Raw genomic sequence first — 23,941 nt, forward strand, 5'->3', positions numbered from 1 at the left:
AGTGGGTGAGGTCTCCTATGAATCGAATTAAACGACCAATAGCGTTTCTTTTGATTATGTCCATAATAGCTTCCCTTCAAATTATTATTTCCTATACCGGTGGCATCGAAGTTTTAGCAGCAGAGCCTAAAGAAGAGCCTAAATATGAAATAGGGATGGACAAAATAAGGGTTTCCAATGGAACGATGGGAGTTTATGCCCCGGAGGTATACAATGTTTCAAACCCGAATGCCGATACCAGCGCCAAGGCATGGAATACTCTTAAATCCTCTGGGCAGCTGCCGGAATTTGTAACTTCTCCTTACGTTCAAGTCGGAGGGAAAAAGTATGGCTTTAATTTCAAGCTTTGGAACGATAAGCACATCGTTGTATACGGCAAGGCCACCGATGTGGGGGTAAATCCCAGGTTGACAGCAGTTAACGGTTACAAGGACTGGAAAACAAAAAAGGATGATCCTACATGTGGACAATACTACGCTAGAGGGGGAGAAAGGGGAGAATACCGGTATCATGGTTATGATGCCTCCGGAAACCTGTATTCCAACACTTCCTTTCCCATAGACGGTGTAGGAAAGAACATGAATGAATACAAGTGGATATATAAGCCATGGGATAATAGGATTGTTGAAATAAGTGACTGGAATGATTATGCATTGCAGTATTATGATATGGATATTCGTCAAGGCAAGCAGCCTTCGGAAGAAGCGCAGACGCTAGCCGAATGGATCTCCAAAGGCTTTTATAAAGACGAAGCCGATACCAAAACCAAGCAGCCCATAACTACCCTGGACTGGAGCAATGCCGAAGCGCCTGACGACTTATCGGGAGTCGTTTCCAGCTATAACGGAAGGTTGGCATATAATTACGCCAACGTGATGTCGGCTCCAACTCCTTTATATCCCGGTGAAGCAAAAATGTGGATAAGGGCCCAGGATGGCACATATCGCTATAGAACGGCTTTTATACCGGCTTTTGGTGATAAGCTAAAAAAAGGAGAAGTTTCAGCAGAGATCGTTGTGCTGACTAACGAAATGCAGGATATAAGTATCAGAGACTGGGATGATTCCGACGATTATAAAAAGCATCTGAATGAAACGAAAAAAGTTGAATTACAGGTCATAAGCACCCTACCTGATAAAGACATATTCAACGACCCGATAAAAAAGACCATATACTTCAACAGAAATGACATGGTGGCAGGGGAGGACGCATGGAGGATTAATCTTACGGATAAAACCAACCTTGGCGGTGTGCCTAATGCCAGCTGGGACAAAAAATCCCCATATTATGTGGACTGGCAGGGCGATGGCAATGCTCATGGCCGGGCTACCTTCACAATAACCATGAAAGTATCGGATATAATAAGGGCATATAAGGAAGGAAAAACCGGGATAGAGGTATCCTATAAGGCAACTGCAAGGTTTTACAGCAAAGAAAATAAGTCGGAGCCTACTGAAATAAGCAGCAGTGTTTATACCTACCATATACCATTTGAGGTGAAAGAAGGCCCTCCTCCCCCTCCTCCACCTCCTCCTAAGGAAGAAATAGAAGAGGAAGTGGATCCGCCGGATTTTATAAACCCCGATGTATACCTTCCTGAACCGGCTTTTGACATAGTGCCATATAAGCCAGAGGACAGGACTGAATATAAGGATGCTAAGGGCGGGGCTGTAGATATAGTAAGCAAAAAGGTTTATGTGGACGGTGATCCGGTAAGCTATGATGAATTTTTCAGTGGTGAATTTGTGTTCGGAGAGTGCGGATATGACAGGCTGGCAAACATAATAGTTGTATATACGGCATCGGATGGTTCGGTATCCTATACCTCAAGATGGATAAGGGTATTGAACACCAAGCCCAGGGTGCAATTTATCTTCTCCGGTGATTACAAGCAGAACAGAAAGCAGTCCGTCGAAAACACATCACCGCTGGCCAACACAAAAGAGGTCATTGAAACATACCCCATAGTAAAATATGAATGGACGGTGGAAGCAGTTGGGGGAGGGGCTTCCAACACAGCCATAAAAAGCGGAACTCTTACCGACATGTACCGGGAGTTTACCTTCAAAGAGCCGGGTTCATACAGAATAACCCTGGTAGGAACTAATACCCTGGGACGAGTATCCGATCCCTATGTATTGGATTTTGAAATTCTACCGGATACGCCGCCGGCAGTTATATGTGAGCTTAACAATGTATCCGTTGCCAGGGGCGAAACTATAAAATCGTATTTCTTTGAATCGGTAAGCACTGACGGCGACAGCATTGAGAGTACAACAGTACAGCTTTACCATGATGCCGACAATGACGGTGAGCCGGAAACCCTGTTGAAAACCTGGAACAACGTTGCCAATGGGGAATTCCCCGAATATACCGTTTCAAAGCTGGGCATGTACAGGTTTAAGATTACTTCTAAGGAAAAGATGCATGGAAGCTTTATCGACGGACATGTTACAGCTGCCGATGCCCAGGTAAAAGTAATCGAAAGGGATTTCTGGGTTGACAACTATGTACCGCAGACGGATATATACACCGATGTGCCCATGGAGAGGGCACAAGTGGATGTACATATCCTGACCGACTCCCAGCTGGCGCAGCAGAAAATTGACCATGTAAAAAACGGAAGGATGGATCTCAATAACTACCTGAGGATGTATAATTTTAATCCTGTAGTTGAGCATTGGGATTTAAAGACATACACCTATTCCCAGTCGGCAAGCGCTAGCAGGAATACCGGTACATCATATCCTCCTTCCAGCGTATACTACTCAAGCGGTGGGTATTCCGGAACATTGTCCAGGACAAGCGTAAGCGATAACGGAAGCTACCAGGATTTCGGCCACTATGAGGAAAGGGAAGAATCAAAAACCGCAACAAGTACAGCTGGTGGATACAACTATAATTATTACAAATACACAAATGGTAGTTGGGTCGAGACTGGTTCTAGCGGCTCCGATACCCCTACCATAAGCTATAGTGATGCCGATGGATTTACCGGAACTTTAGAAAAAAGGAATGTCGAAAAGACATATGATAGCGGAGTACCTTCGGGAGAGGCTGAGGAAGGTGCTACATATACAAGGGTTAGATATTATACCGCATATTATTCCGGTACTGTTACAAGAAAGGTGCAATACTGGGTATCGGATTGGCAATGGGTTCCTAACTATACAGGCTTTTATAGCGGAACTATTTACAAATATGTAAAGGCGCCTTATATCGATCCTTTCCGGGCAACATCGGAAAAGTATGTGATATATATAAGCGATGGAAAAATTAATGATATGCCGGATCTTCAAAGTGTATTGAGCAAGTCCGGAGCAAAGCTCATATTGATAGGCAGCTCTGCTGCTGCATCCCAGGTTTCATCGGTCAAATATATACCGGTTACAGGGGACATAAGCGCAGATATAAACAATGCTCTCAACTTCATAGTTGAAACCATTCCGAAAAAAGATGGGTACTATGTTCTGGCAGGGGTTGACACTATAGACTTTAAGGTTGATGATTTCGACCAGGAGAATGACCCGATAGTTGAGGCTAAATTCCTGTATGTCCAGGATGCCAACTACTTTGACAATACTCAGGGCTTGGATAGCTTTGCAGTGCCGGAGTTCAGCCAAACCAGTGGATGGACAACAACAAAGGCCACAAAGCTCAATAAAGTGGGCAAATACAATATTTACAGGAGGATAAAAGACCAACCTTCCACCGATCCGAGGTTTGCCGGTTACAGCTATTATTCCGGAACACCGTATATTACGGTCTATGCCCACAGGAAGCCTATAGCCCTGGCTGAACTGCAATGGACATTTGACAAAACCACCACAACATACAACACCACCTGGGCGGACAAGTCCTATGACTTGGATCATCAATACAGCAGGGCGGATAAGGGTATAGTGGAAAGGAAAATCAAGTTCCGTCAGGTAGGCGCCGACTGGAACTATTACATCCCGGCAAAGCTTTCTCCGGGCAATTATGAGCTGGAGTACTATGTCAAAGATGTAGAAGGTGTATGGTCTGATCCCTTTAGAATGAACTTTACACTTTTGGCCAATCCGGCGCCGACAGTTGACGCAACCCCTACAAGTGTAGATTGGACAAATGCCAATGTAACCTGTACTATCACGGCCAGCGATCCTTCGGGGGATTATGCCTACACTAACTATATGTGGAGCACATCAACCACAAAGCCGACTTCCGGCTGGACAATGAATATCGCCGGCACATTTAATGTAACACAGTCAACGCAAGGTGTATGGTATCTGCATATGGAAGCGTTCGATTACGGCGGAAACAGATTTTACCGCATGAGAGGGCCATATAAAATAGATAAGACACCACCTTCGGCAGTGTTTAACCCCAATTCTGCTTCCTGGAGAAACACTAATGTAAATGTGGTTATCGATCCTTCGGATACAGGCGGCAGCGGCATTAAACAATGGAGGTACAGGAAGTCCACCGATAACGGCAGCACCTATGGGGAATGGAGCAATTATGTAACAGGGGACACAAACTGGACTGTAGTCGTTGATACTACCGGTCTTAACAAGATACAGGCAGAGATCCAGGACAATGCCGGTAATATTGGCTATGTAACATCAGGAACCTATTATATAGACAAGATAGCCCCTACAATAACTGCTAACCCTGCAACATTGGAAAGCACCAATCCGGTCACCGTGGCGGTGACATCTGTTGATACTGGAGGAAGCGGATTAAAACAGACTAACTACAGGTGGTCAACTACTACTGCAAAACCCACAAGCGGATGGTCAACATCAACTGCCGGCAGTTTTACTACTTCCCTTACTATAGAAAATGTTGCACATTACCTGCATGTTGAAGCTTTCGATAACGCCGGCAATTCGACCTACAGAGTTTTCGGGCCGTATATATATAATCCTGTAAAAATCACCAGCGTAACCATATCCGGCTATTGGAATCACTGGCGCGGGCAGACAGACCTATTGGGAAAACGCATGACCAATGAGCCTCATAGGTTCCTTAGCCTTGAAAAGGTCAGAGTAGAGGTAACGACGATAGGTAATCCCGAAAGGATAGAAGTGAGATTCAGCCCTGAACTGGAAGCTATGATGTATGTTGATCCTAAGGGCAACAGATATGATTACAGGGAGATGGTGGGCTATTATGTGGGATTTCCCTACCAGCCTGCTGTTAATGACAATAAAGCAGTGTGGGAATACATCCTGCCGCTGGCTCCAAGTACCAAAGACTGGGACAACAATGTGTTGAGGAGCCCGTACTGGATGAAAGTAACGGCATACAAGGGAAGTTCCTCCGACACTTATATGATCACAGATATAAATATAACCGGCAATGTATATGATTTGATATACATACAGCCGGTAGATTAGTTGGATATGCACCATGCTTTTTGTAGAACCCTTTTGGGAGGAAAGTCTGTTTACCCCTTGCCTGAGATTGCTGTTATGATAAAATATTAATCAGTAAGTTCAATCAGAAATAAACATAAACGGTTCGGAGGGTCATATAATGGATGATAAGATTTTAGAATTGTTGACCAGGATGTACAGTGAATTCACAAACAGGTTTGAAAGTCTGGAGAACAGGTTTGAAGGTCTGGAAAAGGATTTTAACGAATTCAGGAAGGAAACCGATGACCGGTTTAGAAAAATTGAAACTATTCTGGAGAGTGAAATAAAGCCTGATATAAAGGCCTCTTTGGAAGGCTACCAAATGGTATATGAAATGCAGAAGGAACAGGCAAAGCGTTTGGATTCCATCGAGGAAAAGCTTGAAAAGCAGGATGTTGAGATAACTGTAATAAAAGGCGGAGTAGAGAAAAGGGTTAAGTAGCTGTAGTGGTCGGCTTCGGTCTGAATTACAAATTTTGGGGAGTAGTAAAATGATTGATTTCCTAATTTATCAGAAGATTCTTGGTATAAGCCATTTTTTCTTGGCAGTATAACCGGTAAATAGTAATTATTATAGTAAAGATTTTTATATCCATCGTTTTTTTCTTTAAGGCTTTTAATGATGCTTTCTCCAGGCATTTCATTCCCGGTACCCATCTGTATTACGGCGTATGTTATAACTTTTGCATCTTTGATGCTAACAGGCATATATCGTATTTTTCTTTTGGCAGATGGCTCATCGCTTTGATAGGGGGCAATTTATAAATCATGAGATTATTAGCTTGTTAGCAGGCTATCATCCATGCATAAACCTGCTATTGAGCTACAATAGACTTTTTGTAGATTCGTCAAATCCATGCTTATAACATCTTAGAAACTCTTATGTAGTGCTAAATTGCATGCAATAATGAAAAGCTCAGAATTCTTGGTGTTCATTTACATACATGACATCTTTTGAAGCTATCTTTCAAACTAATTTTTAGACTATCTTTTTAAACTATCTTTTAACCATCTTTTAAACTATCTTTCATAACCACACGCTCAGTTGACATAAATTTATAATGTGAATTGGAGACAAAAATGCATGCTGTAGTAAAATGTAGCTAAATATATTATAATAAATGTAATGTTTGAGAATAGGGGGATCGGTTGTATGGACATGGATAAAGATGTGTCTGTTCTTCCAAAGGCTTGGGAAAGCTTGCTCAAATCTTCGGATTATCTGCCAGTGATAGTCAAGAGCATTGAGAGGGTGCATGATACCAGCTGGTCTATGGAGCCGAATATCCATGACTTTTATGAAATGGTATATATGAAAAAGGGAAAAGCCGTTTTTGAAATTTCCGGCCAGCCTGCGCCCATAGGACCCAATGACATAATCATTATAAAACCGAATCAACCGCATAAATTCATTGTAAAATCGGAACCGGGATGCGAATTCATCGTTTTGAGTTTCAAGTTTGCCGGTCAGATGCACAGCGATTATTCGGAGGTATCCCTGGGGGATTTCCTTAACTTTGTAAGCGGACGGGAATCCGGACCTTTTATTTCCCTCAAGGTAAGCCAGAAGAATGATATAATATTGCTGTTAAACAGGATTTTAAAGGAAAGGGAAAGCCAGGAAATAGGCAGTGAATTTTTGAATTACCTCCTTGTGCTGGAATTGTTTGTGCTCATTTCAAGAGCGCTGAAAATGGAATGGGAGAACAGCATAAAGGACAAGAGCCCCAAGCTTAAGGAACTGATCCGGATTGCGGTAAATTATATAAACAACAACTTTGAAAGGGATATTTCCCTGGGAGATATAGCAAGGTTCGTGTTTCTGAGTCCGAGCTATTTTACAAGGGCTTTCAAGGAAGAGGTGGGCATAAGCCCTATAAATTATCTGCTCAAGGTTAGGATTGCCAGGGCGGAGGAGCTGCTTGTTGAGACAAACCTTAAAATAAGCGATATCGCGCTGAGCGTAGGATTTTCAAATCAACAGAGGTTTAATGAGATTTTCAAAAAATATGTTAAGCAGACACCCCTTCAGTACAGAAAGCAGGAAAAGGAAAAGATTCTGAACCGGCGAGGATAAAAGAGAAGATTCTTAAGCAGATCAGGGGAGGGATCAAGTTAACATAATACTTAGCCGAAAGCCTGTGACTTTAGTCACTGGGATGAAGGCCTGTCTTGATCTCATGAAACAGTTTACAGCTTTAGAAGGTTGCTTTTATGAGGAAAATAAGAGGAAATTGTCAATTAAATCAATTAGTTATAAATCAGCTGATAGTACGGAAGTCGCAAGGTAAAGCAAGCCTGCGGCTTTTTTCATGTTCAAAAGCATCATGTCTTTGAGCTTTTATTTCTATTAATATTGAATCTTTTCCATAGCAGATAAAGTAAATAAAAAAGCGAACCAACACCGGATGATCGCCGCTAATGATGGGCAACATAATTACACAGCCTTCCTGTGCGATGAAGTTTAGCAATTTGATTGGCATTCATGGATTTCCTTTTTGGATGGGAGGATGATATTATAGATAACAAGAAACCTTTTAAAAGAGTAGGAACCCACAATGGAAAATTCCATGCCGACGAGGTGTTGGCGACTGCAATTCTTAAAGAAATATATGACATAGAGGTAGTCAGAAGCAGAGACCCGGAGGTGTTAAGCAGTCTGGAGCTGGTATATGACGTGGGAGGCGGCGAGTTCGACCATCATGACAATGATAAAATTTATCGGGAAAGCGGCACCCCCTACGCAGCTTGCGGCTTAATATGGAGGAAGTTCGGGAGAGATGTGATAAGAGCCAGGGATAGTTCCCTGACGGAATCTGATATAGACTGGGTCTTCAAGCAAATTGATGCGGTCTTGATGGAAGGGGTGGATGCCAACGATAACGGAGTGAAGACCAGTGAAACCATTATTCCCACCATGTGCATATCAACCATCATTTCAGGCTTCAATCCGCCATGGTATTCGCACAAGGACGAGGATGATGCTTTTCATGAAGCAGTGAGCCTGGCATCAATGGTTCTTGACAATACTATCAATCAGCAATTTTCAATCATAAAAGCGAGAAGCAAAGTGATTGAGGCTTACAAAAACCGCACCAAGCCCCAACTGCTGGTTCTTGATCAATATTGCCCATGGGGAAGGATACTTCAAGAAATCGACACCGAAAAAGAGGTGTTATTTGTTGTGTACCCCAACAGGGAAGGCTATGCCCTTCAGACGGTGAGAAAGGAAGGCGGCTCCTTCGAATCCAGAAAGAATTTGCCGAAAGAGTGGGCTGGAAAAAGGGATGAGGAGCTCGGTAAAATTATAGGCATCGATGATGCGGTATTCTGCCACCCTGCAAGATTCATTGCCGGAGCGAAGTCCTTCGAAAGCATAATGAAGATGGCGGATATAGCGATCGACAGGCGTCCGGAAATTATTATCCCGAAGATCCTAAAAGCACCAAAAGACTTGAAGTCATCGAAAACTTTGAAAGCATTTAAAAATCTGTTCGGAAAGGTAAAAAACAAATCAAGATACAAAGTTCGGATAAGGATATAGAAAAAAGCCCTGGAGAAACCCGGGCTTTTTTTCTAGTCATTGGTAGCCATTCTGTCAATGGGTCCGTTGTCTGCCGCAATTTCCTGAAGCTCAAAAACTGAAATGGGAAACATGGGAAGTCCCACCACATAAGGGGTGATTTCATACGTCTGAAAATACACCACCAGAGCCTTGTCGGCGATATAGTAGTCCTGGTTGGGGCTTATACCTTTAAAGTTGTCCAGCAGTGGTATATCCCTTTCCGCAATCTGCTTTCTTATGTTCTCCGAAATCAGGCTTACATAATCACTGCCCGGCTTAAACAGATCACTTAATTGATATTCCCTTCCTGTCTGAATGTCAAAAGTGAGGGACTTGATCACTGTCAATCCATGGGCAGCCATGGGTGGGTAAGAATAATTGCCGATATTTAGGCTTAGTATACCCCTTAAATTGGACTTTAGTTCGTACCAGCCTGTAACTTGGGTTTGTGGGTTCTCATAATATCCCTGTTGAGCTATAAGTTGAATGACAAGGTTATAAATCCTGTTGTTTATGCTCTGCTGCACTGCCATGTTTGGAAGTCCTGACACAACAGGATAAAAGAGGTTCATATTCGGCATCAAAAGCCTGCGGGTGAACACCATGACCGGCGGCATCACTGTATTCATCACCGTACTCATAACTATCATTTCTGCTCCGTCAAAAATAATCCTGATGTAAGTTTATTCCTACCGGGCGGAAAATGTGCTCGGTTACCACCGGGATGCAGCAAAAATTGAGGAAACAGGTCTTCTATGTCCGCAGACTGTTATATATGCTTATGATGGCGCATATATCAAAAAACGTGAAAAAACCGTTCAATTGTCAATAAGTATCGGGAAGAAGACAGAGTGATAAGCATGTATAATCTATTTAACAATAAGGAGGGTTTTATTATGGGCATGACGATGACACAAAAAATACTGGCTGACCATTCCGGACAGAAAAGCGTCAAGGCAGGTCAGTTGATAAGCGCCAAGCTGGATATGGTGCTGGGCAATGATGTCACAACTCCTGTGGCAGTCAAAGAGTTCAGGAAAGCAGGGCTTAACAAGGTTTTTGATATAAATAAAATCGCTATAGTACCGGACCATTTTACTCCGAACAAGGATATCAAATCTGCCGAGCAGGTTAAGTTTATCCGGGAGTTCGCCAGGGAAATGGGTATTGTTAATTTCTTCGAGATAGGCCAGATGGGAGTGGAGCATGCGCTTCTTCCGGAAAAAGGTCTGGTTGTACCGGGAGATGTGGTTATAGGAGCTGATTCCCATACATGTACCTATGGAGCATTGGGAGCCTTTTCCACAGGTGTGGGAAGCACCGACATGGCAGCAGGTATGGCAAGCGGCGAAGCATGGTTCAAAGTTCCGGAAGCAATAAGATTTGTTCTGAAGGGCAAGCCTTCAAAATGGGTAAGCGGTAAAGACGTCATACTTCACATAATAGGCATGATAGGAGTAGATGGTGCGCTGTATAAATCAATGGAGTTTACCGGAGAAGGCCTGAAGCATTTGTCGATGGACGACAGGTTTGCCATGGCAAATATGGCTATTGAGGCCGGCGGTAAAAACGGCATTTTCGAAGTGGATGAGAAAACCCTCGAATATGTGCGGGAGCATTCAACAAAGCCTTACAAGGTGTATAAAGCAGATGAAGATGCAGAGTATGAGAAAACTTATGAGATAGACCTTTCCAGCATAAAGCCTACGGTTGCGTTTCCGCATCTTCCTGAAAACACCAGGACAATTGACGAGGTGGGAGATGTAAAAATACACCAAGTGGTGATTGGTTCATGCACCAATGGAAGGATTGAGGATATGAGGGTTGCGGCGGAAATTCTTAAAGGCAGAAAAATACATCCTGACGTGAGATGCATCATCATACCTGCCACCCAGAAGATATGGAAGCAAGCTATGAATGAAGGCCTGTTTGATATATTTGTTGATGCTGGAGCGGCAGTAAGTACGCCTACATGCGGACCATGCCTTGGCGGCCATATGGGCATACTGGCAAAGGGCGAAAGAGCCGTAGCGACTACCAACAGGAACTTCGTAGGCAGAATGGGGCACCCTGAAAGCGAAGTGTACCTGGCAAGTCCTGCAGTAGCGGCTGCATCGGCAGTAGCCGGAAGAATAGCAGGACCGGAAGAGCTATAATCAGCCAATAATCGATATGCAGTGTTTGGCAAGTATTTCTGGATATATTTATAAGTAAAGTTAAGGATCAAATCAAAATATTCATTACATTATATAGAGATATGCTTACCGGCAAGATGCCTTATGAAGTCATTTTTACTTAGGTACTTGCCTTAAAGGTATCCGTTAGGAAATTCCCTTTAGTGAGATATAAATGGTTCGTATAAGCAGATTTCGTATCATCAACTGCGATAAGGAGGTTTGAGGTAGATGAAAGCACAGGGAAAAGTGATCAAATATGGCAACAACGTGGATACCGATGTCATAATCCCGGCGAGGTATCTGAACACGTCTGACCCTGCGGAGCTGGCAAAGCACTGCATGGAGGATATTGACAAGGATTTTGTGAACAAGGTGGAAAAGGGCAGCATAATGGTTGCAGGAAAGAATTTCGGATGTGGCTCCTCGAGGGAGCATGCTCCTATCGCAATAAAGGCTTCCGGTATATCCTGCGTCATAGCTGAGACCTTTGCGAGAATATTTTACAGAAATTCAATAAATATTGGACTGCCGATCCTCGAGTGTCCGGAGGCGGCAAGGGATATTTCGGACGGCGACCAAGTAAGTGTCGATTTTGACACCGGAAAGATAATCAATCTCACGACGGGTAAGGAATATCTTTCAAACCCGTTCCCGGAGTTTATAAAAAAGATAATAGCATCCGATGGCTTGATGGGATATGTAAAAAACCAATTGTCGGTTGATTGATGGATGCAGTGGGCAAAAGAGGAGAATGGTCTTATGAGATATAGAATTACAGTGCTTCCCGGTGACGGGATAGGGCCGGAGGTTACGGAGCAGGCTGTCGAGGTCCTGAAAACCGTAGGAAGCAAATATGGATATGAGTTTGATTTTAATGAAGAATTGATAGGCGGATGTGCAATAGATGCTTGCGGCGACCCTTTGCCGGAAAATACTCTGCAAGCCTGCAAGAAAAGTGATGCTGTTCTTTTGGGCGCCGTAGGAGGAGCAAAATGGGACTTGCTTCCTGGGGATAAGAGGCCTGAAGCCGGATTGCTTAGAATCCGGGCAGGTCTGGGACTATACGCTAATTTAAGGCCGGCAGTGATTTATCCGGCTCTCCAGGATGCTTCACCGTTAAAAAAAGAGGTTGTAGGTACAGGTATCGACATCATGGTGGTTCGTGAGCTTACAGGGGGCATGTATTTCGGAAAAAAAGGCCGGTTCCAGACAGAAGCAGGAGAAGCGGCTTTTGATACCGAAACATACAGCACTGCTGAAGTTGAGAGGATTGCAAGAATTGCATTTGAAGCGGCGCAAAAAAGGCGCAGCAAGGTGACATCGGTGGATAAAGCCAATGTGCTTGAAAGCTCGAGACTGTGGAGAGAGGTTGTGCAGAAGGTGGCCGGGGAATACCCGGAAGTGGAGCTAAATCACATGTATGTGGATAATGCGGCTATGCAGCTGGTAAGAAATCCTGCACAATTTGATGTCATAGTGACCGCCAATATGTTCGGCGATATACTCTCCGACGAGGCTTCAATGATAACCGGTTCTATAGGAATGCTCCCTTCCGCCAGCCTTGGTAAAGGTACACTTGGGCTTTATGAGCCTGTTCATGGCTCGGCTCCGGATATAGCAGGCCAGGACAAGGCCAATCCCATAGCAGCTATCCTGTCCGCGGGCATGCTCTTAAAATACTCCCTGGGCCTTGATGCTGCGGCAAAGGATATTGAGAACGCTGTAGAAGCAGTCTTAGATAAAGGCTACAGGACAGGGGATATAGCATCGGAGGGCAGCAGGATAGTAGGCACGAAGGAGATGGGCAAGCTGATAAGGGACCAACTGGCAGGTAAATAGCCTTATGAGCAAATTCACCTTTTGTGAGATTTTAGCGGGACATGGTCTTTTAATTCTGCTGTAAATAGCTGCCATATATAAAGTATAATATGCCGGGGAATATTCCGCTTTCATATGCGGGAGTTTTCCCGGCATTTTGTTAAAATACGGCTCTTTAAGCTGAGACGCATATGACAGTGAAAAACTAAAAATATAAGCTATGCCTTACTGAGTCATATGTTATGCCATGTCCTTTCTAAACTAAAACTATCAGCATCCTCTGCAGAAAACACTATATAAAAAATATAACCGGCTTTGCAGCCGGTTATATCATGAATCTGTCTCAACTTTGCAGTTATTTTATAGAATATTAATAATCCTGTAAACCTATCGGTTTATTTTTCAACTGTTGCGTACATGAAGTACTTGAATCCGAGAGGTGAATTATAGTAGTTTTTAAGGTAATCCTTTACTACGTATACATCAGTGTAGTAGTAAACAGGAATGATAGGAGCTTCTCCCATGAGAAGGTCTTCCGCCTGGTGCATTGCTTTCATTCTTTCAGCCCTGTCACCGGATACCTTTGCAGTTTCAATGAGCTTGTCATAATCTGCGTTCTTCCATCTTGCATCATTCTGACCGCTGTAGGATGTCCACATGTCAAGGAAGGTCATAGGATCGTTGTAGTCTCCCAACCAACCATGTCTTGCAATCTGGTAATTGCCGGTCTGTCTTGTATCCTGGAATACTTTCCATTCCTGTCCTGTGAGTTTTATTGAAATTCCCAGGTTCTTCTTCCACATTTCCTGTACTGCTTCGGCAATCGCCAGATGGCCGCCTTCGGTGTTATATGCGAGCTCTACCTGCGGGAAGCCTTCTCCGTTAGGATAGCCTGCTTCAGCAAGAAGCTTCTGTGCTTCCTTTATATTGTTCTCATAAGCTTCTGCTGACGGATCATAGTAGTCTTTGCCTACAGTTCTGAAATCAGGATTAGCTTCCACATCCGGCACTGCAAAAGGAACAAATGCACCGGCAGGTATCTGATTACCCTGGGCTATATTGTCGATTATATACTGCCTGTCTATTGCCAAGGAGAGTGCCTTTCTAACTTTTACATTGTCAAAAGGTGCCTTCTCCACATTCAATACATAGAAGTAGGTTCCCAGCTGGGGATCTATTTTTATATCTCCGCTTTGCTGCAGAGCAGGGATTTCTTCCGTAGGAATGCTATCTGCCAGCATTATTTCATCGTTTCTGTAAGCAGCCAGTGCCGCATTGTCATCAGCTATAAGCATGAACTTGATGGATGAGGGCTTGATCGTATCTGCGGCATAGTAATTTTCATTCTTTTTGAATACTATCTCAGAGTCATGTTCCCAGGATGCCAATACGAAAGGACCATTGCCTATATAAGTTTCCGGTTTGGTTGCCCAACCATCAGGATCCTTTGAAACCGCATCCTCCCTTAATGGGAACAATGTAGGGAATGCAGTCAGCTCAAGGAAATAGGATGTGGCAGATTCCAGAGTGACTTCGAGGGTTTTGTCGTCTTTGGCAACTACGCCCAGTTCTTCTGCCGGCATTTTGCCTTCATTTATAGCCTGTCCATTCTTGATGTAGTACAGCTGGTAAGCATATTCAGCTCCAGTTGCAGGGTCGAGGGCTCTCCTCCAGGAATATACGAAATCCTGGGCCTTTACCGGTTGCCCGTCGGACCATTTAGCGTCCTCCCTGATGTAGAAAGTGAATTTGGTTCCGTCTTCTGACATGTCCCATTTTTCAGCCACACCTTTGACTACCTGGCCATTCTCATCCAGCTTGGTAAGTCCTTCAAAGGCATGGATTATCATTGTAGCACCATCCACTGCATTGTTGAGAGTGGGATCGATGGTTTTAGGTTCTGATCCTATGGTAACAACTATCTCCTGGCCGCCTTTGTTACCATCTCCGGCGCTTTGGTTTTTTGTATTTCCACAGCCTGCCATGACTCCGGCCAGCAGTATCATTGCCATGAATAAGGCAATAACTTTTTTTGCCATTTATACTCCTCCTTTTAACTTTGGGATTTTTATTTATTAATAAATGACTTCAGTCATTTATTTGCACAATAATGGTTAAGTATACATAATACCAATAAGAGTGAAAATTATGACTGTTTTCGCACAAACATCTTTTAAAAAACATAGAAAACAGAATTTTAATCCTTACCGATATTATTTGACGATATACATAATCTATATTCTCCGACGATGCACATGGATTTTCAGGCATCCTTCGCAAAAAAGCATTTTATTGGCTTTAAAAAAGCGATATTATTTTTTATCCATAAGATGGCATGCGGACATATGACCTGGTGCTACTTCTTTAAGTTCAGGCTCTATTTCGGCACATTTCTTTGTAGCATATGGGCACCGCGTTCTGAACTTGCATCCGGACGGAGGATTTATCGGGCTTGGCACGTCGCCATTCAGGATTATCCTCTTGCGGCTTCGGCTTGTGTCGGGGTCGGCTATCGGTATTGCCGACAGCAGCGCCTGAGTATAAGGATGCAATGGATTTTTATACAGCTCATCGCTGGATGCCATTTCAACCATTTTTCCAAGGTACATAACTCCTACTCTGTCGCTTATATGCTTGACAACAGCCAGGTCATGGGCGATAAACAAGTATGTGAGTCCTAAATCCTGCTGAAGATCCTCCAGCATGTTGATGACCTGCGCCTGGATGGATACGTCCAGGGCGGATATGGGCTCATCACATACTATAAATTCCGGTTCCACGGCAAGAGCCCGGGCAATACCTATTCTTTGGCGCTGACCGCCACTGAATTCATGAGGATAGCGGTTTGCATGCTCTGAGTTTAAGCCCACCAGTTCCATAAGCTTTGCAATTTTGTCTTTTCTGTCCTGCTTTCCTGAAGCCAGATTGTGTATATCTATTGGTTCGCCTAAAATATCGCCGACAGTCATCCTGGGATCCAGCGATGCAAAGGGATCCTGGAAAATTATCTGCATCTTTCGACGATAGGGCTTCATGTCAACTTTGGTTATATCCTCACCGTCGAAAAAAATCTGGCCGGAGGTAGGTTCATAAAGCCTCAGCACAGTTCTTCCCAAGGTAGTCTTTCCACATCCGCTTTCACCCACAAGGCCAAGGGTTTCGCCTTTTTTTAATGTGAAGCTTACTCCGTCAACGGCTTTAAGATATACTGAATTTTTGCTTATGAAGCCTTTTCTAGCGACGAAGTGCTTTTTTAAATCTTTAACTACCAGCAAATCTTTGTTGTCTGATATTTTGTTCATTTTACACCAGCACCCTCTTCCTGAACCTTTTCTGCTTTTTGAGCATCTTTATGCAACAGCCAGCAGGCGGCCTTATGATCGCCGGAAGCCTCAAAATAGGGAGGATTTTCCGTAAGACATATCTTCATGCAGTGAGAGCATCTCGGAGCAAACGGACATCCGGCAGGAGGATTCAAAAGATCCACAGGCGATCCTTCTATGGGCACAAGCTTTTCATATTTATCGGCGTTAAGCTTTGGAATAGACTTCAAAAGCCCCCAGGTATAAGGGTGCTTAGGCTTGTAGAAGATGTCGTTTATCGAGGCCTGTTCGACTATCCTTCCCGCATACATGACTATTACCTTGTCACAGATGTCGGATATGATGCCGAGGTCATGGGTTATCAGTATAACCGACATGTTGATTTTGTTTTTCAGTTCTTTAATCAATTCAAGAATTTGGGCCTGTATGGTTACATCAAGAGCAGTAGTAGGCTCATCGGCAATGAGCAGCTTTGGATTGCAGGAAAGAGCCATGGCTATCATTGCCCTCTGCCTCATACCTCCACTAAACTCATGAGGATATTGGTCAAGCCTCTTTTCAGGACTGGGTATCCCTACCAGGGAAAGCATCTCTATGGCTTTTTCCCGGGCTTCCTTTTTTGATACCTTTTGGTGCTTCATGATGGCTTCCATCAATTGGTTCCCAATCTTGAACACCGGATTAAGAGAAGTCATGGGATCCTGGAATATCATACTGATTTCATTGCCCCGGATTGACTGCATTTCTTTCTCATCCAATTCAAGGAGGTTTTTGCCATCAAAAGTGATGGTGCCGCCGATGATTTTTCCGGGAGGGCTGATAAGCCGCATAATGGCATAAGAGGATACACTCTTGCCACTGCCGGACTCGCCGACTATTCCCATAACCTCACCCTGGTTAAGACTGAAGGATACTCCGTTGACAGCCTTAACCTCACCGGCCGGGGTGAAAAACGAAACTTTTAAATTATCTATATCAAGCAATTTTTTGGTATTTTTCGTCATTTCGCTTCTCCTTAACCTTTCTAATTACTTTTTCATTCTTGGATCGAGGGCATCCCTCAGACCGTCTCCCAGCAGGTTGAAGGCCAATATTATAATGCTGATAAATAATGCCGGAAAAATCAATTGGTACGGATAAGAATATATACCGTTCATGGCGCTGGCCGTCAGAGAACCGAGGCTGGCCATGGGAGCATCAACGCCCAAGCCTATGAAGCTTAGGAACGATTCGGTAAATATGGCACTGGGTATCTCCAATGTGGCGGTAACTGTTATCTGACCTATGCTGTTAGGTATCAGGTGTTTGAATATTATCCGGCGGCTGCTGCCTCCCAAGGCTTTTGCCGCAGTGACATATTCCTGTTCCTTCAGGCTGAGCACCTGACCCCTCACAATTCGGGCCATGTCAACCCAGTACAGCAGTGCAAAGGTTATAAATATGCTTATGAGACCGGGTCCTATAGTGCTGAGATGCTTAAGCACGCCACTGGTGTTGAAAGCTTCCTTAAGAGGCTCTTTTAACACGACTGACAGCAAAATAACCATGAGAGTTGAAGGGACTGCACTTAATACCTCAGCAAAACGCATCATTATGTTATCGACTTTGCCTCCGAAGTATCCTGCAATTGCTCCATATACGGTACCGATGACCAGGACCATTATGCTGGCAACAATACCGATGGAAAGGGATATCCTGGTACCATACAACACTCTTACAAAGAGGTCTCTTCCGAGATAGTCGGTGCCGAACCAGTGCTGCGCGTTGGGAGTCTGATGTTCTTCGCCCCTGAACTGGTCCGAATAGGAGTAAGGAGAGAGCATTGGTCCTACTATCGCCAGCAAGGTGATCAATATGATCACATATAATGATATAATGGCTACCTTGTTGCTTTTCAGCTTTTTCCAAACATCTTTCCAGTAAGTAGTGGATTCCCTCATCACCACCAGTTGGGTTCTCTCTTCTTTGCTTGCCGGCTTGAAAAGCTCTTCCTTGATATTCAGTTCAACCTTATTTATATCTGAGTTCACTTCTATTCCTCCTATTTTTGCAGTTTTATTCTCGGATCAATAAATACATAAATAATATCAACAACAAGAGTCATCAAAATCAGAAGTGCTCCATAGAAGATGGTGACACCCATAATAACCGAGTAGTCCCTGTTGGTGATGCTGTTTATGAAGTATCTTCCCAGTCCCGGGATTGTGAATATTTTTTCTACAACGAAGCTACCGGTCATTATTCCTGCCATAAGAGGTCCGATGTAGGTAACAATGGGCAGTATCGAATTTTTCAGCGCATGCTTGAAAACCACCAGAAAACTTGACAGCCCTTTGGCTCTTGCCGTGCGTATATAATCTTGATTTATGACTTCCAGCATGCTGGTTCTCATCATCCTTGCAATGAAAGCTGCAGGGAAGAAAGCCAGAGAAATAGACGGCAATATATAATGCTTTATCGATTTTAAGCCAACTATCGGCAGCCAGCGAAGGTTGACACCGAAAATTATCATGCCTACGGTGGCGATCACAAAGCCTGGTACGGCAATTCCAATCGTAGCTATGAGCATGATTACCCTGTCCTGCCAATGTCCTCTTTTAAGAGCTGCCAGCACTCCCATGGGTATTCCCATAAGAAGGGCGAGTATAACCGCAGCGCCGCCAAGCTTGGCAGAAGTCGGGAAAGATCTGGATATTATCTCGTTGACAGATGTGCCTATCTGGCTGTATGAAGGTCCGAGATCCAGCTTTATGAGACTTAAAAGATAATTTCCATATTGCACAACCAGCGGCTTGTCAAGGCCATACTTTTTATTAAGATTTTCAAGAATCTCCGGTTTTAGCGTTTTCTCACCTGTGAAAGGTCCTCCTGGAACTGCATGCATCAGGAAAAATGTTATGGTAACAATAAAAAATAACGTAACCAGTGCGAAAGCTATCCTTTTCAAAATATACCTGTACATTTCAACACCTCTTATAAAGTTTACATAATGTATAAAAATAGCAGCAATATTTACGATTTTGCCATATAAAGCTTTAATATACTAAAGCTTATGGTAAAAAATATAACATCAGCTATTGCAGTATAATCAAGCATTTGGAGAGCTAAAACCGATTGAGGGCCGGATGCATATGGGAAAACCTTACATCCCTGTTTTTATATGCGCTTACATGCCCGTGAAAAATAAATATCCTTGCAAATGCATATTTATACGGCATTGGAAGCTCCTCTAAACTCGAAAAATTATACCATCATTAGTCCTAAATTTCAACTACATTTAGCAAATAAGTTATGTAAACAATATGGAAGCTATGGATAAAACGCTGGATTTATGCGTCTTTCAGCTTAAAGGAGAGGTTGGAGGTTATTTTATACTTCCAAGGGAAATGTGGGAAAGCATGGTCTAAAATGAAGGAAAGCTGTTGGATTATTGCAGATAATAGGTATATATGGAATGGCTGGATTTTCATAGCATCATAAAAAAGCTGAAAAATATTCATAGAAGAGGTTGGAAAAGCGATGGGAAGAAAACGGCAAAAGATGAAAAAGAAGTAGAAAAACATTGATATTTTACGGGGGACAGAATATGCCCCCCAAAATAATTAATATTTCATTATCATGCCAACAAGCTTACCGACGATGCTGACTTCATCGGTGGAGAAGATGTCTTTGCCAAGAAGGTCCAAATCCGCTACAAGCTTGATATATCCTGGAACATCAGCAGGATAGTATTTACGCAGCAAGGCATGGTTTTCATAAACGGCAAGAACAGTATCCCCTTCGGATAATTCAGCATCCCTGCAAACCAGCAGCATAATGTCTTCCTGATGGTTGCTTTCCGGCAGGATACAGTTTTTATAATCTACCAAAATACAGTTGTCATATTTTCCTAATATAGATGGTGAAAGAGGATGATAATGTAAAACATTGTAAACGCTTAAAAGATCATTTAAAGTGCGTTTGCTTACTTTTTTGACTTCGGGTACGAAGGTCGGCTTGAGATAATGGGAATCATTGGTGGCTAACTGTATGGACCTTGCCATTCCCACTTCCCTTTTTATAACGCCTTTCTTTTCCAGGCGGTTAAGTATGCCCTGTACGGCTCCCGGAGTCTTCTCGCCTGCCAGCTCGCCAATTTCCCTTACTGTGGGAGGGATGCCCTTCTCACGGATAAAAGCCTCTATTACCGAATAAACTTTCTTTTGCTTGCTGGTTAATGAATTGAAATCAAAATTCATAGCAATCACCTTTCAGTTTTTTCTTTAGTTGAACCGGATTTTTGCTTAACTTGTTGTGTCGGCATTTTAAAGCGTAAGTTCCGAGTTAAAGAGATAGCAGACTTGCTAAAAAGGCCAGGCAATTCCCTGCGCCAGGACATTTACCTTGGCCTTTTCTGCGCTAACATGGATGCCGCATCTTAAAAAAGGAACCCAAAAATGTGGCTTTTCATGTTAGCTCAGCACCGGGCTGTCAGCAAAGCTGATGCTTTGATAGCGTTGTCTAATATCTCTAGCGCTCTCCGTAACGATGTCTCCAAATAGCTGGCACAACAGATTAATTTACATAATACGCATAATAGTTTAACAGACTTAATTCGATTTTTCAAATAAATTAATTACATTATAGTAAAATTAATCTAAACCTCAAAAGGAGACGCTATGCCTGAATTTTTCGGCTTTGCGCCGCATTGGAGGTGGTTGGTTTGTTGAGGTGGAAAATATTAGTATCACTTAGGGTATTAAATTTTTGCGATTGGATAATATTAATTTATAGCTTTAACTTGTTGTGCTAGCATTTTCGATAGCGGAGTTCCGAGTTAAAGAGCTAGAATTGATAACAAACAATAAATTTATAGTAAATTAAGGTAGTTATCGATATAATTCGCCAATTTACAATTAGCGAATTACAAGCTTGGCAGAAGATAAAGCAATTCCCTGCGTTCAGGTGATTTGCCTTATCCTCCACTTGGCTAACATGGATGTCGCATTTTGAAAAATAGAAAACAAGGAAATGCGACTTACCATTTTAGCCAGCGTTGGACTATGTACAAGCTTGAAACTTTAGATTACGCTGTCTATACCTCTATTAGCTCTCCACAACGCTATCTCCAATTGGCTAGCACATCAAATAGTATTAATAGATATAAAGACCAGGAGGACTTGTGTTTAAGCTGTTAAAAAACGGTCACTGTTTTACGCCTGGTGACGCAGGCAAAAAAGATATATTGGTGGCTTATGGAACCATATGCAGGATGGAAGACTGGATCGGAGAGGATAATCTATGGGACGTGGAAGTGTTCGATTGCAGTGGGAAAATTGTCTGCCCCGGGCTTATAGATCAGCATGTGCACATAGTAGGAGGTGGTGGGGAGGAAGGCCCTGTAAGCAGGATACCTGAAATAATGCTGGGCGACATAATAAGCGCCGGTGTCACCACACTGGTGGGCGTGCTGGGAGTTGATGACATTACGAGAAATATAGCAGGGCTTTTGGCCAAGGCAAGGGCTATTGAGGCAGAAGGCCCTTCAACATATATTTATACGGGCAGCTATGGCATACCTACCGCTACTCTTACAGGCAAAGTCATATCAGATATTACCCTTATAGACAAAATCATAGGAGTGGGAGAGGTTGCTATTTCGGATTACCGGTCGTCCCATCCTGATATGCAGATGCTGAAAAGTCTGGCCTATGAGGCCAGAGTGGGAGGGCTGCTCGGTGCAAAAGCAGGAGTGGTTCATATACATGTAGGAGACGGATTTAAGGGCTTGACACCTCTGACCGATATGCTGGAGGATTCCGATTTCCCGATGGAAATGTTTGTCCCTACTCATCTAAACAGGAGTAAGAAGCTGTTCGAGCAGGCGGTGGAATATGCCGCCAAAGGAGGGAATATCGATCTTACCGCCGGAGAGTCTTCAGAAAAAGGATACAGCATACCGGATGCGATGGAGATGCTCATAGGCAGAGGTGTTGACATGCAAAAGGTAACGCTTTCCTCGGATGGCAACGGAAGCATGCCTTCCGGGCAGGGAGACAGCACCGGGGTAGGTAAGATGGTGCAGCTTTTGAATGACGTCAGAGCGTGCATTGTTGAAAAGAAGCTTGATGTCGGGACTGTTCTGCAAACAGTTACATCAAATGTGGCAAGGATATTAAAGCTATATCCGAAAAAAGGCATATTGTCGGTCGGGAGCGATGCGGACATCCTGGTTCTTGATGAGAAGGATTTAAGTCTGGATACCCTGTTTATAAAGGGTTCACCTTTTATCAAGCAGGGCAACATTATAAAAAAAGGAAGGTATGAAGGGTGATTTTATGAAAGAAGCATACAGTTCACAAAAAACAAGGATAGCCGTCCGGGGAAGGAGCATAATGCTGATGGTGTTAGGATGGGTATCGGCAGTATTATCGGTATTCGTATATCCTTTTATTTTTGGGTTTTTAGGAGTGGTGTCCGGCATACTGGCGTCCAAATATCAAAGCAAGGCCGGTTTGCCGCTGGTGGTAGCGAGCATAGCTCTTATGGCCGTTGGACTGATGTTTGGAAATAGTATCCTGGATTATGCGATGCAAATTTTTAATTACATGCGATAGATTTTGAATAAGACTGAAAGTAGAGGTAAAAATAAACAATATTAGCCGGTGAGATTTTGTGTTCCTGGGAAAAATGACAGCATCCGGATAAAAAGACGCACCGGAAGGATACGGCTGCTTTTTGCATATGCACGTTGCGTCAGTGTACTGATTATGCAGATTGATATAATTTGACTTTTAACGGAGGATATAAATGGATGAAAAAGTGAAGGGAAATCTCATTATCATAGGAGGAGCGGAAGATAAATATGGTGAAAGCAAAATATTAAAACAGGTGGTTGAGGTTGCCGGAGGAGCCGATGCCAGTATAATGGTGCTGACTACTGCAACGGAAAAACCGATGGAAGTGGGAAATGAATATAAAAGAGTATTCGAGAGGCTGGGAGTCAAAAATATAGAAATACTGGACATAAGCTCCAGAACCGAAGCAGATAGAGATGATTATGCCCAAAGGATAGGTAAATGTACGGGTATCTTCTTTACCGGAGGAGACCAGCTTAGAATCACGAGCATTCTGGGGGGCACAAAAGTTCATCAGGCCCTGCAGGATGCACATTTGAAGGGAGCCGCAATAATAGGCACCAGTGCCGGGGCTTCGGTTATGAGCGCTACAATGATTGTCGACGGCGACAACAATGAGCCTGCCAGAAAATGCACTCTAAAAATGGCCCCCGGTCTGGGCTTATTGGAAGGAGCCATAATAGACCAGCATTTTGAACAGCGGGGAAGGATTGGAAGGCTTCTGTGCGGAGTGGCAGAAAATCCGTATATTCTTGGGATTGGAATAGATGAGGACACAGCAATCCAGGTTTTCCCCGATGCCCATCTGGAAGTGCTGGGGACTAACGCCGTTACAATTATTGACGGTACCTCAATTAAAAATTCCAATGTCTCGGAGCTGAAGCCGGATGAAATCCTGGCAATAACCAACGTTACATTGCATGTGCTCCCCCGTGGATATGGATTTGATATGAAAAATAGAAAAGTACTAACTTATGATGAAATCAAAGGATAGATATTGTTGCGGCACAGGAAGTCTGATGACGGCTTCCTGGCATGA

At 43.4% G+C, this 23,941-nt stretch carries 18 protein-coding genes; 10 read left to right on the forward strand and 8 right to left on the reverse strand.

Features of this window, described 5'->3' with window-relative positions:
- Nucleotides 1-17: 17 nt before the first annotated feature.
- From CDO33_RS00805 to CDO33_RS00815, 3 genes are all read left to right on the forward strand, one after another.
- Nucleotides 18-5,381 (forward strand): Athe_2463 domain-containing protein, encoded by a 5,364-nt coding sequence (locus CDO33_RS00805; protein ID WP_103080351.1) that lies wholly within the window; start codon nucleotides 18-20, stop codon nucleotides 5,379-5,381.
- 139 nt (nucleotides 5,382-5,520) lie between these two features.
- Nucleotides 5,521-5,844: a hypothetical protein gene (locus tag CDO33_RS00810; RefSeq protein ID WP_103080350.1), complete on the forward strand. Its 324-nt coding sequence runs from the start codon at nucleotides 5,521-5,523 to the stop codon at nucleotides 5,842-5,844.
- 711 nt (nucleotides 5,845-6,555) lie between these two features.
- The gene (locus CDO33_RS00815; protein WP_103080349.1) at nucleotides 6,556-7,479 is read left to right on the forward strand and encodes an AraC family transcriptional regulator; all 924 of its coding nucleotides are present in this window, start codon (nucleotides 6,556-6,558) and stop codon (nucleotides 7,477-7,479) included.
- A gap of 184 nt (nucleotides 7,480-7,663) precedes the next feature.
- Here CDO33_RS00815 and CDO33_RS00820 read toward each other — a convergent pair whose 3' ends face one another.
- Nucleotides 7,664-7,885 carry a hypothetical protein gene (locus CDO33_RS00820; RefSeq protein WP_103080348.1) on the reverse strand — a complete coding sequence of 74 codons (222 nt, stop codon included), beginning with the start codon at nucleotides 7,883-7,885 and terminating at the stop codon, nucleotides 7,664-7,666.
- Nucleotides 7,886-7,887: 2 nt separating this feature from the next.
- Here CDO33_RS00820 and CDO33_RS00825 point away from each other — a divergent pair, with 2 nt between their 5' ends.
- Nucleotides 7,888-8,946: an MYG1 family protein gene (locus CDO33_RS00825; protein WP_242973842.1), complete on the forward strand. Its 1,059-nt coding sequence runs from the start codon at nucleotides 7,888-7,890 to the stop codon at nucleotides 8,944-8,946.
- Between the two features lie 32 nt (nucleotides 8,947-8,978).
- Here CDO33_RS00825 and CDO33_RS00830 read toward each other — a convergent pair whose 3' ends face one another.
- Nucleotides 8,979-9,596 (reverse strand): DUF3298 and DUF4163 domain-containing protein, encoded by a 618-nt coding sequence (locus CDO33_RS00830; protein WP_103080347.1) that lies wholly within the window; start codon nucleotides 9,594-9,596, stop codon nucleotides 8,979-8,981.
- Between the two features lie 267 nt (nucleotides 9,597-9,863).
- On the opposite strand from CDO33_RS00830, the gene leuC reads away from it, so the two are divergent.
- The 3 genes from leuC (at nucleotide 9,864) to leuB (ending at nucleotide 12,983) form a co-directional block, all read left to right on the forward strand.
- Nucleotides 9,864-11,123, forward strand: coding sequence for a 3-isopropylmalate dehydratase large subunit (gene leuC / locus CDO33_RS00835; protein ID WP_103080346.1), 1,260 nt, complete (start codon nucleotides 9,864-9,866; stop codon nucleotides 11,121-11,123).
- 249 nt (nucleotides 11,124-11,372) lie between these two features.
- The gene (leuD, locus tag CDO33_RS00840) at nucleotides 11,373-11,870 is read left to right on the forward strand and encodes a 3-isopropylmalate dehydratase small subunit (RefSeq protein WP_103080345.1); all 498 of its coding nucleotides are present in this window, start codon (nucleotides 11,373-11,375) and stop codon (nucleotides 11,868-11,870) included.
- Nucleotides 11,871-11,903: 33 nt separating this feature from the next.
- Nucleotides 11,904-12,983, forward strand: a complete 1,080-nt coding sequence (leuB, locus tag CDO33_RS00845) for a 3-isopropylmalate dehydrogenase (protein ID WP_103080344.1) — start codon at nucleotides 11,904-11,906, stop codon at nucleotides 12,981-12,983.
- A gap of 374 nt (nucleotides 12,984-13,357) precedes the next feature.
- On the opposite strand, the gene CDO33_RS00850 is transcribed toward leuB, so the two are convergent.
- From CDO33_RS00850 to CDO33_RS00875, 6 genes are all read right to left on the reverse strand, one after another.
- The gene (locus CDO33_RS00850) at nucleotides 13,358-15,001 is read right to left on the reverse strand and encodes a peptide ABC transporter substrate-binding protein (protein WP_103080343.1); all 1,644 of its coding nucleotides are present in this window, start codon (nucleotides 14,999-15,001) and stop codon (nucleotides 13,358-13,360) included.
- 273 nt (nucleotides 15,002-15,274) lie between these two features.
- Nucleotides 15,275-16,255 (reverse strand): ABC transporter ATP-binding protein, encoded by a 981-nt coding sequence (locus CDO33_RS00855; RefSeq protein ID WP_274540077.1) that lies wholly within the window; start codon nucleotides 16,253-16,255, stop codon nucleotides 15,275-15,277.
- A gap of 5 nt (nucleotides 16,256-16,260) precedes the next feature.
- Nucleotides 16,261-17,289 (reverse strand): ABC transporter ATP-binding protein, encoded by a 1,029-nt coding sequence (locus CDO33_RS00860; protein WP_103080341.1) that lies wholly within the window; start codon nucleotides 17,287-17,289, stop codon nucleotides 16,261-16,263.
- Between the two features lie 24 nt (nucleotides 17,290-17,313).
- Nucleotides 17,314-18,315 carry an ABC transporter permease gene (locus CDO33_RS00865; RefSeq protein WP_242973839.1) on the reverse strand — a complete coding sequence of 334 codons (1,002 nt, stop codon included), beginning with the start codon at nucleotides 18,313-18,315 and terminating at the stop codon, nucleotides 17,314-17,316.
- A gap of 11 nt (nucleotides 18,316-18,326) precedes the next feature.
- Entirely contained in the window at nucleotides 18,327-19,247 is a 921-nt protein-coding gene (locus CDO33_RS00870) for an ABC transporter permease (RefSeq protein ID WP_103080340.1), read from the reverse strand.
- Nucleotides 19,248-19,887: 640 nt separating this feature from the next.
- Nucleotides 19,888-20,523, reverse strand: a complete 636-nt coding sequence (locus CDO33_RS00875; RefSeq protein ID WP_103080339.1) for a LexA family protein — start codon at nucleotides 20,521-20,523, stop codon at nucleotides 19,888-19,890.
- Nucleotides 20,524-21,446: 923 nt separating this feature from the next.
- On the opposite strand from CDO33_RS00875, the gene iadA reads away from it, so the two are divergent.
- The 3 genes from iadA to CDO33_RS00890 all read left to right on the forward strand — a co-directional run bounded on the left by iadA (nucleotide 21,447) and on the right by CDO33_RS00890 (nucleotide 23,896).
- A complete protein-coding gene (iadA, locus tag CDO33_RS00880; protein ID WP_103080338.1) occupies nucleotides 21,447-22,598 on the forward strand; it encodes a beta-aspartyl-peptidase in 1,152 nt (383 codons plus the stop codon).
- Between the two features lie 4 nt (nucleotides 22,599-22,602).
- Nucleotides 22,603-22,881: a hypothetical protein gene (locus tag CDO33_RS00885; protein ID WP_192874996.1), complete on the forward strand. Its 279-nt coding sequence runs from the start codon at nucleotides 22,603-22,605 to the stop codon at nucleotides 22,879-22,881.
- 193 nt (nucleotides 22,882-23,074) lie between these two features.
- On the forward strand, nucleotides 23,075-23,896 hold the full coding sequence (locus CDO33_RS00890; protein ID WP_103080337.1) for a cyanophycinase: 822 nt from the start codon (nucleotides 23,075-23,077) through the stop codon (nucleotides 23,894-23,896).
- Nucleotides 23,897-23,941: the final 45 nt, after the last annotated feature.

The organism is Clostridium thermosuccinogenes, assembly GCF_002896855.1.
GTDB classification, from domain to species: Bacteria; Bacillota; Clostridia; order Acetivibrionales; family DSM-5807; genus Pseudoclostridium; species Pseudoclostridium thermosuccinogenes.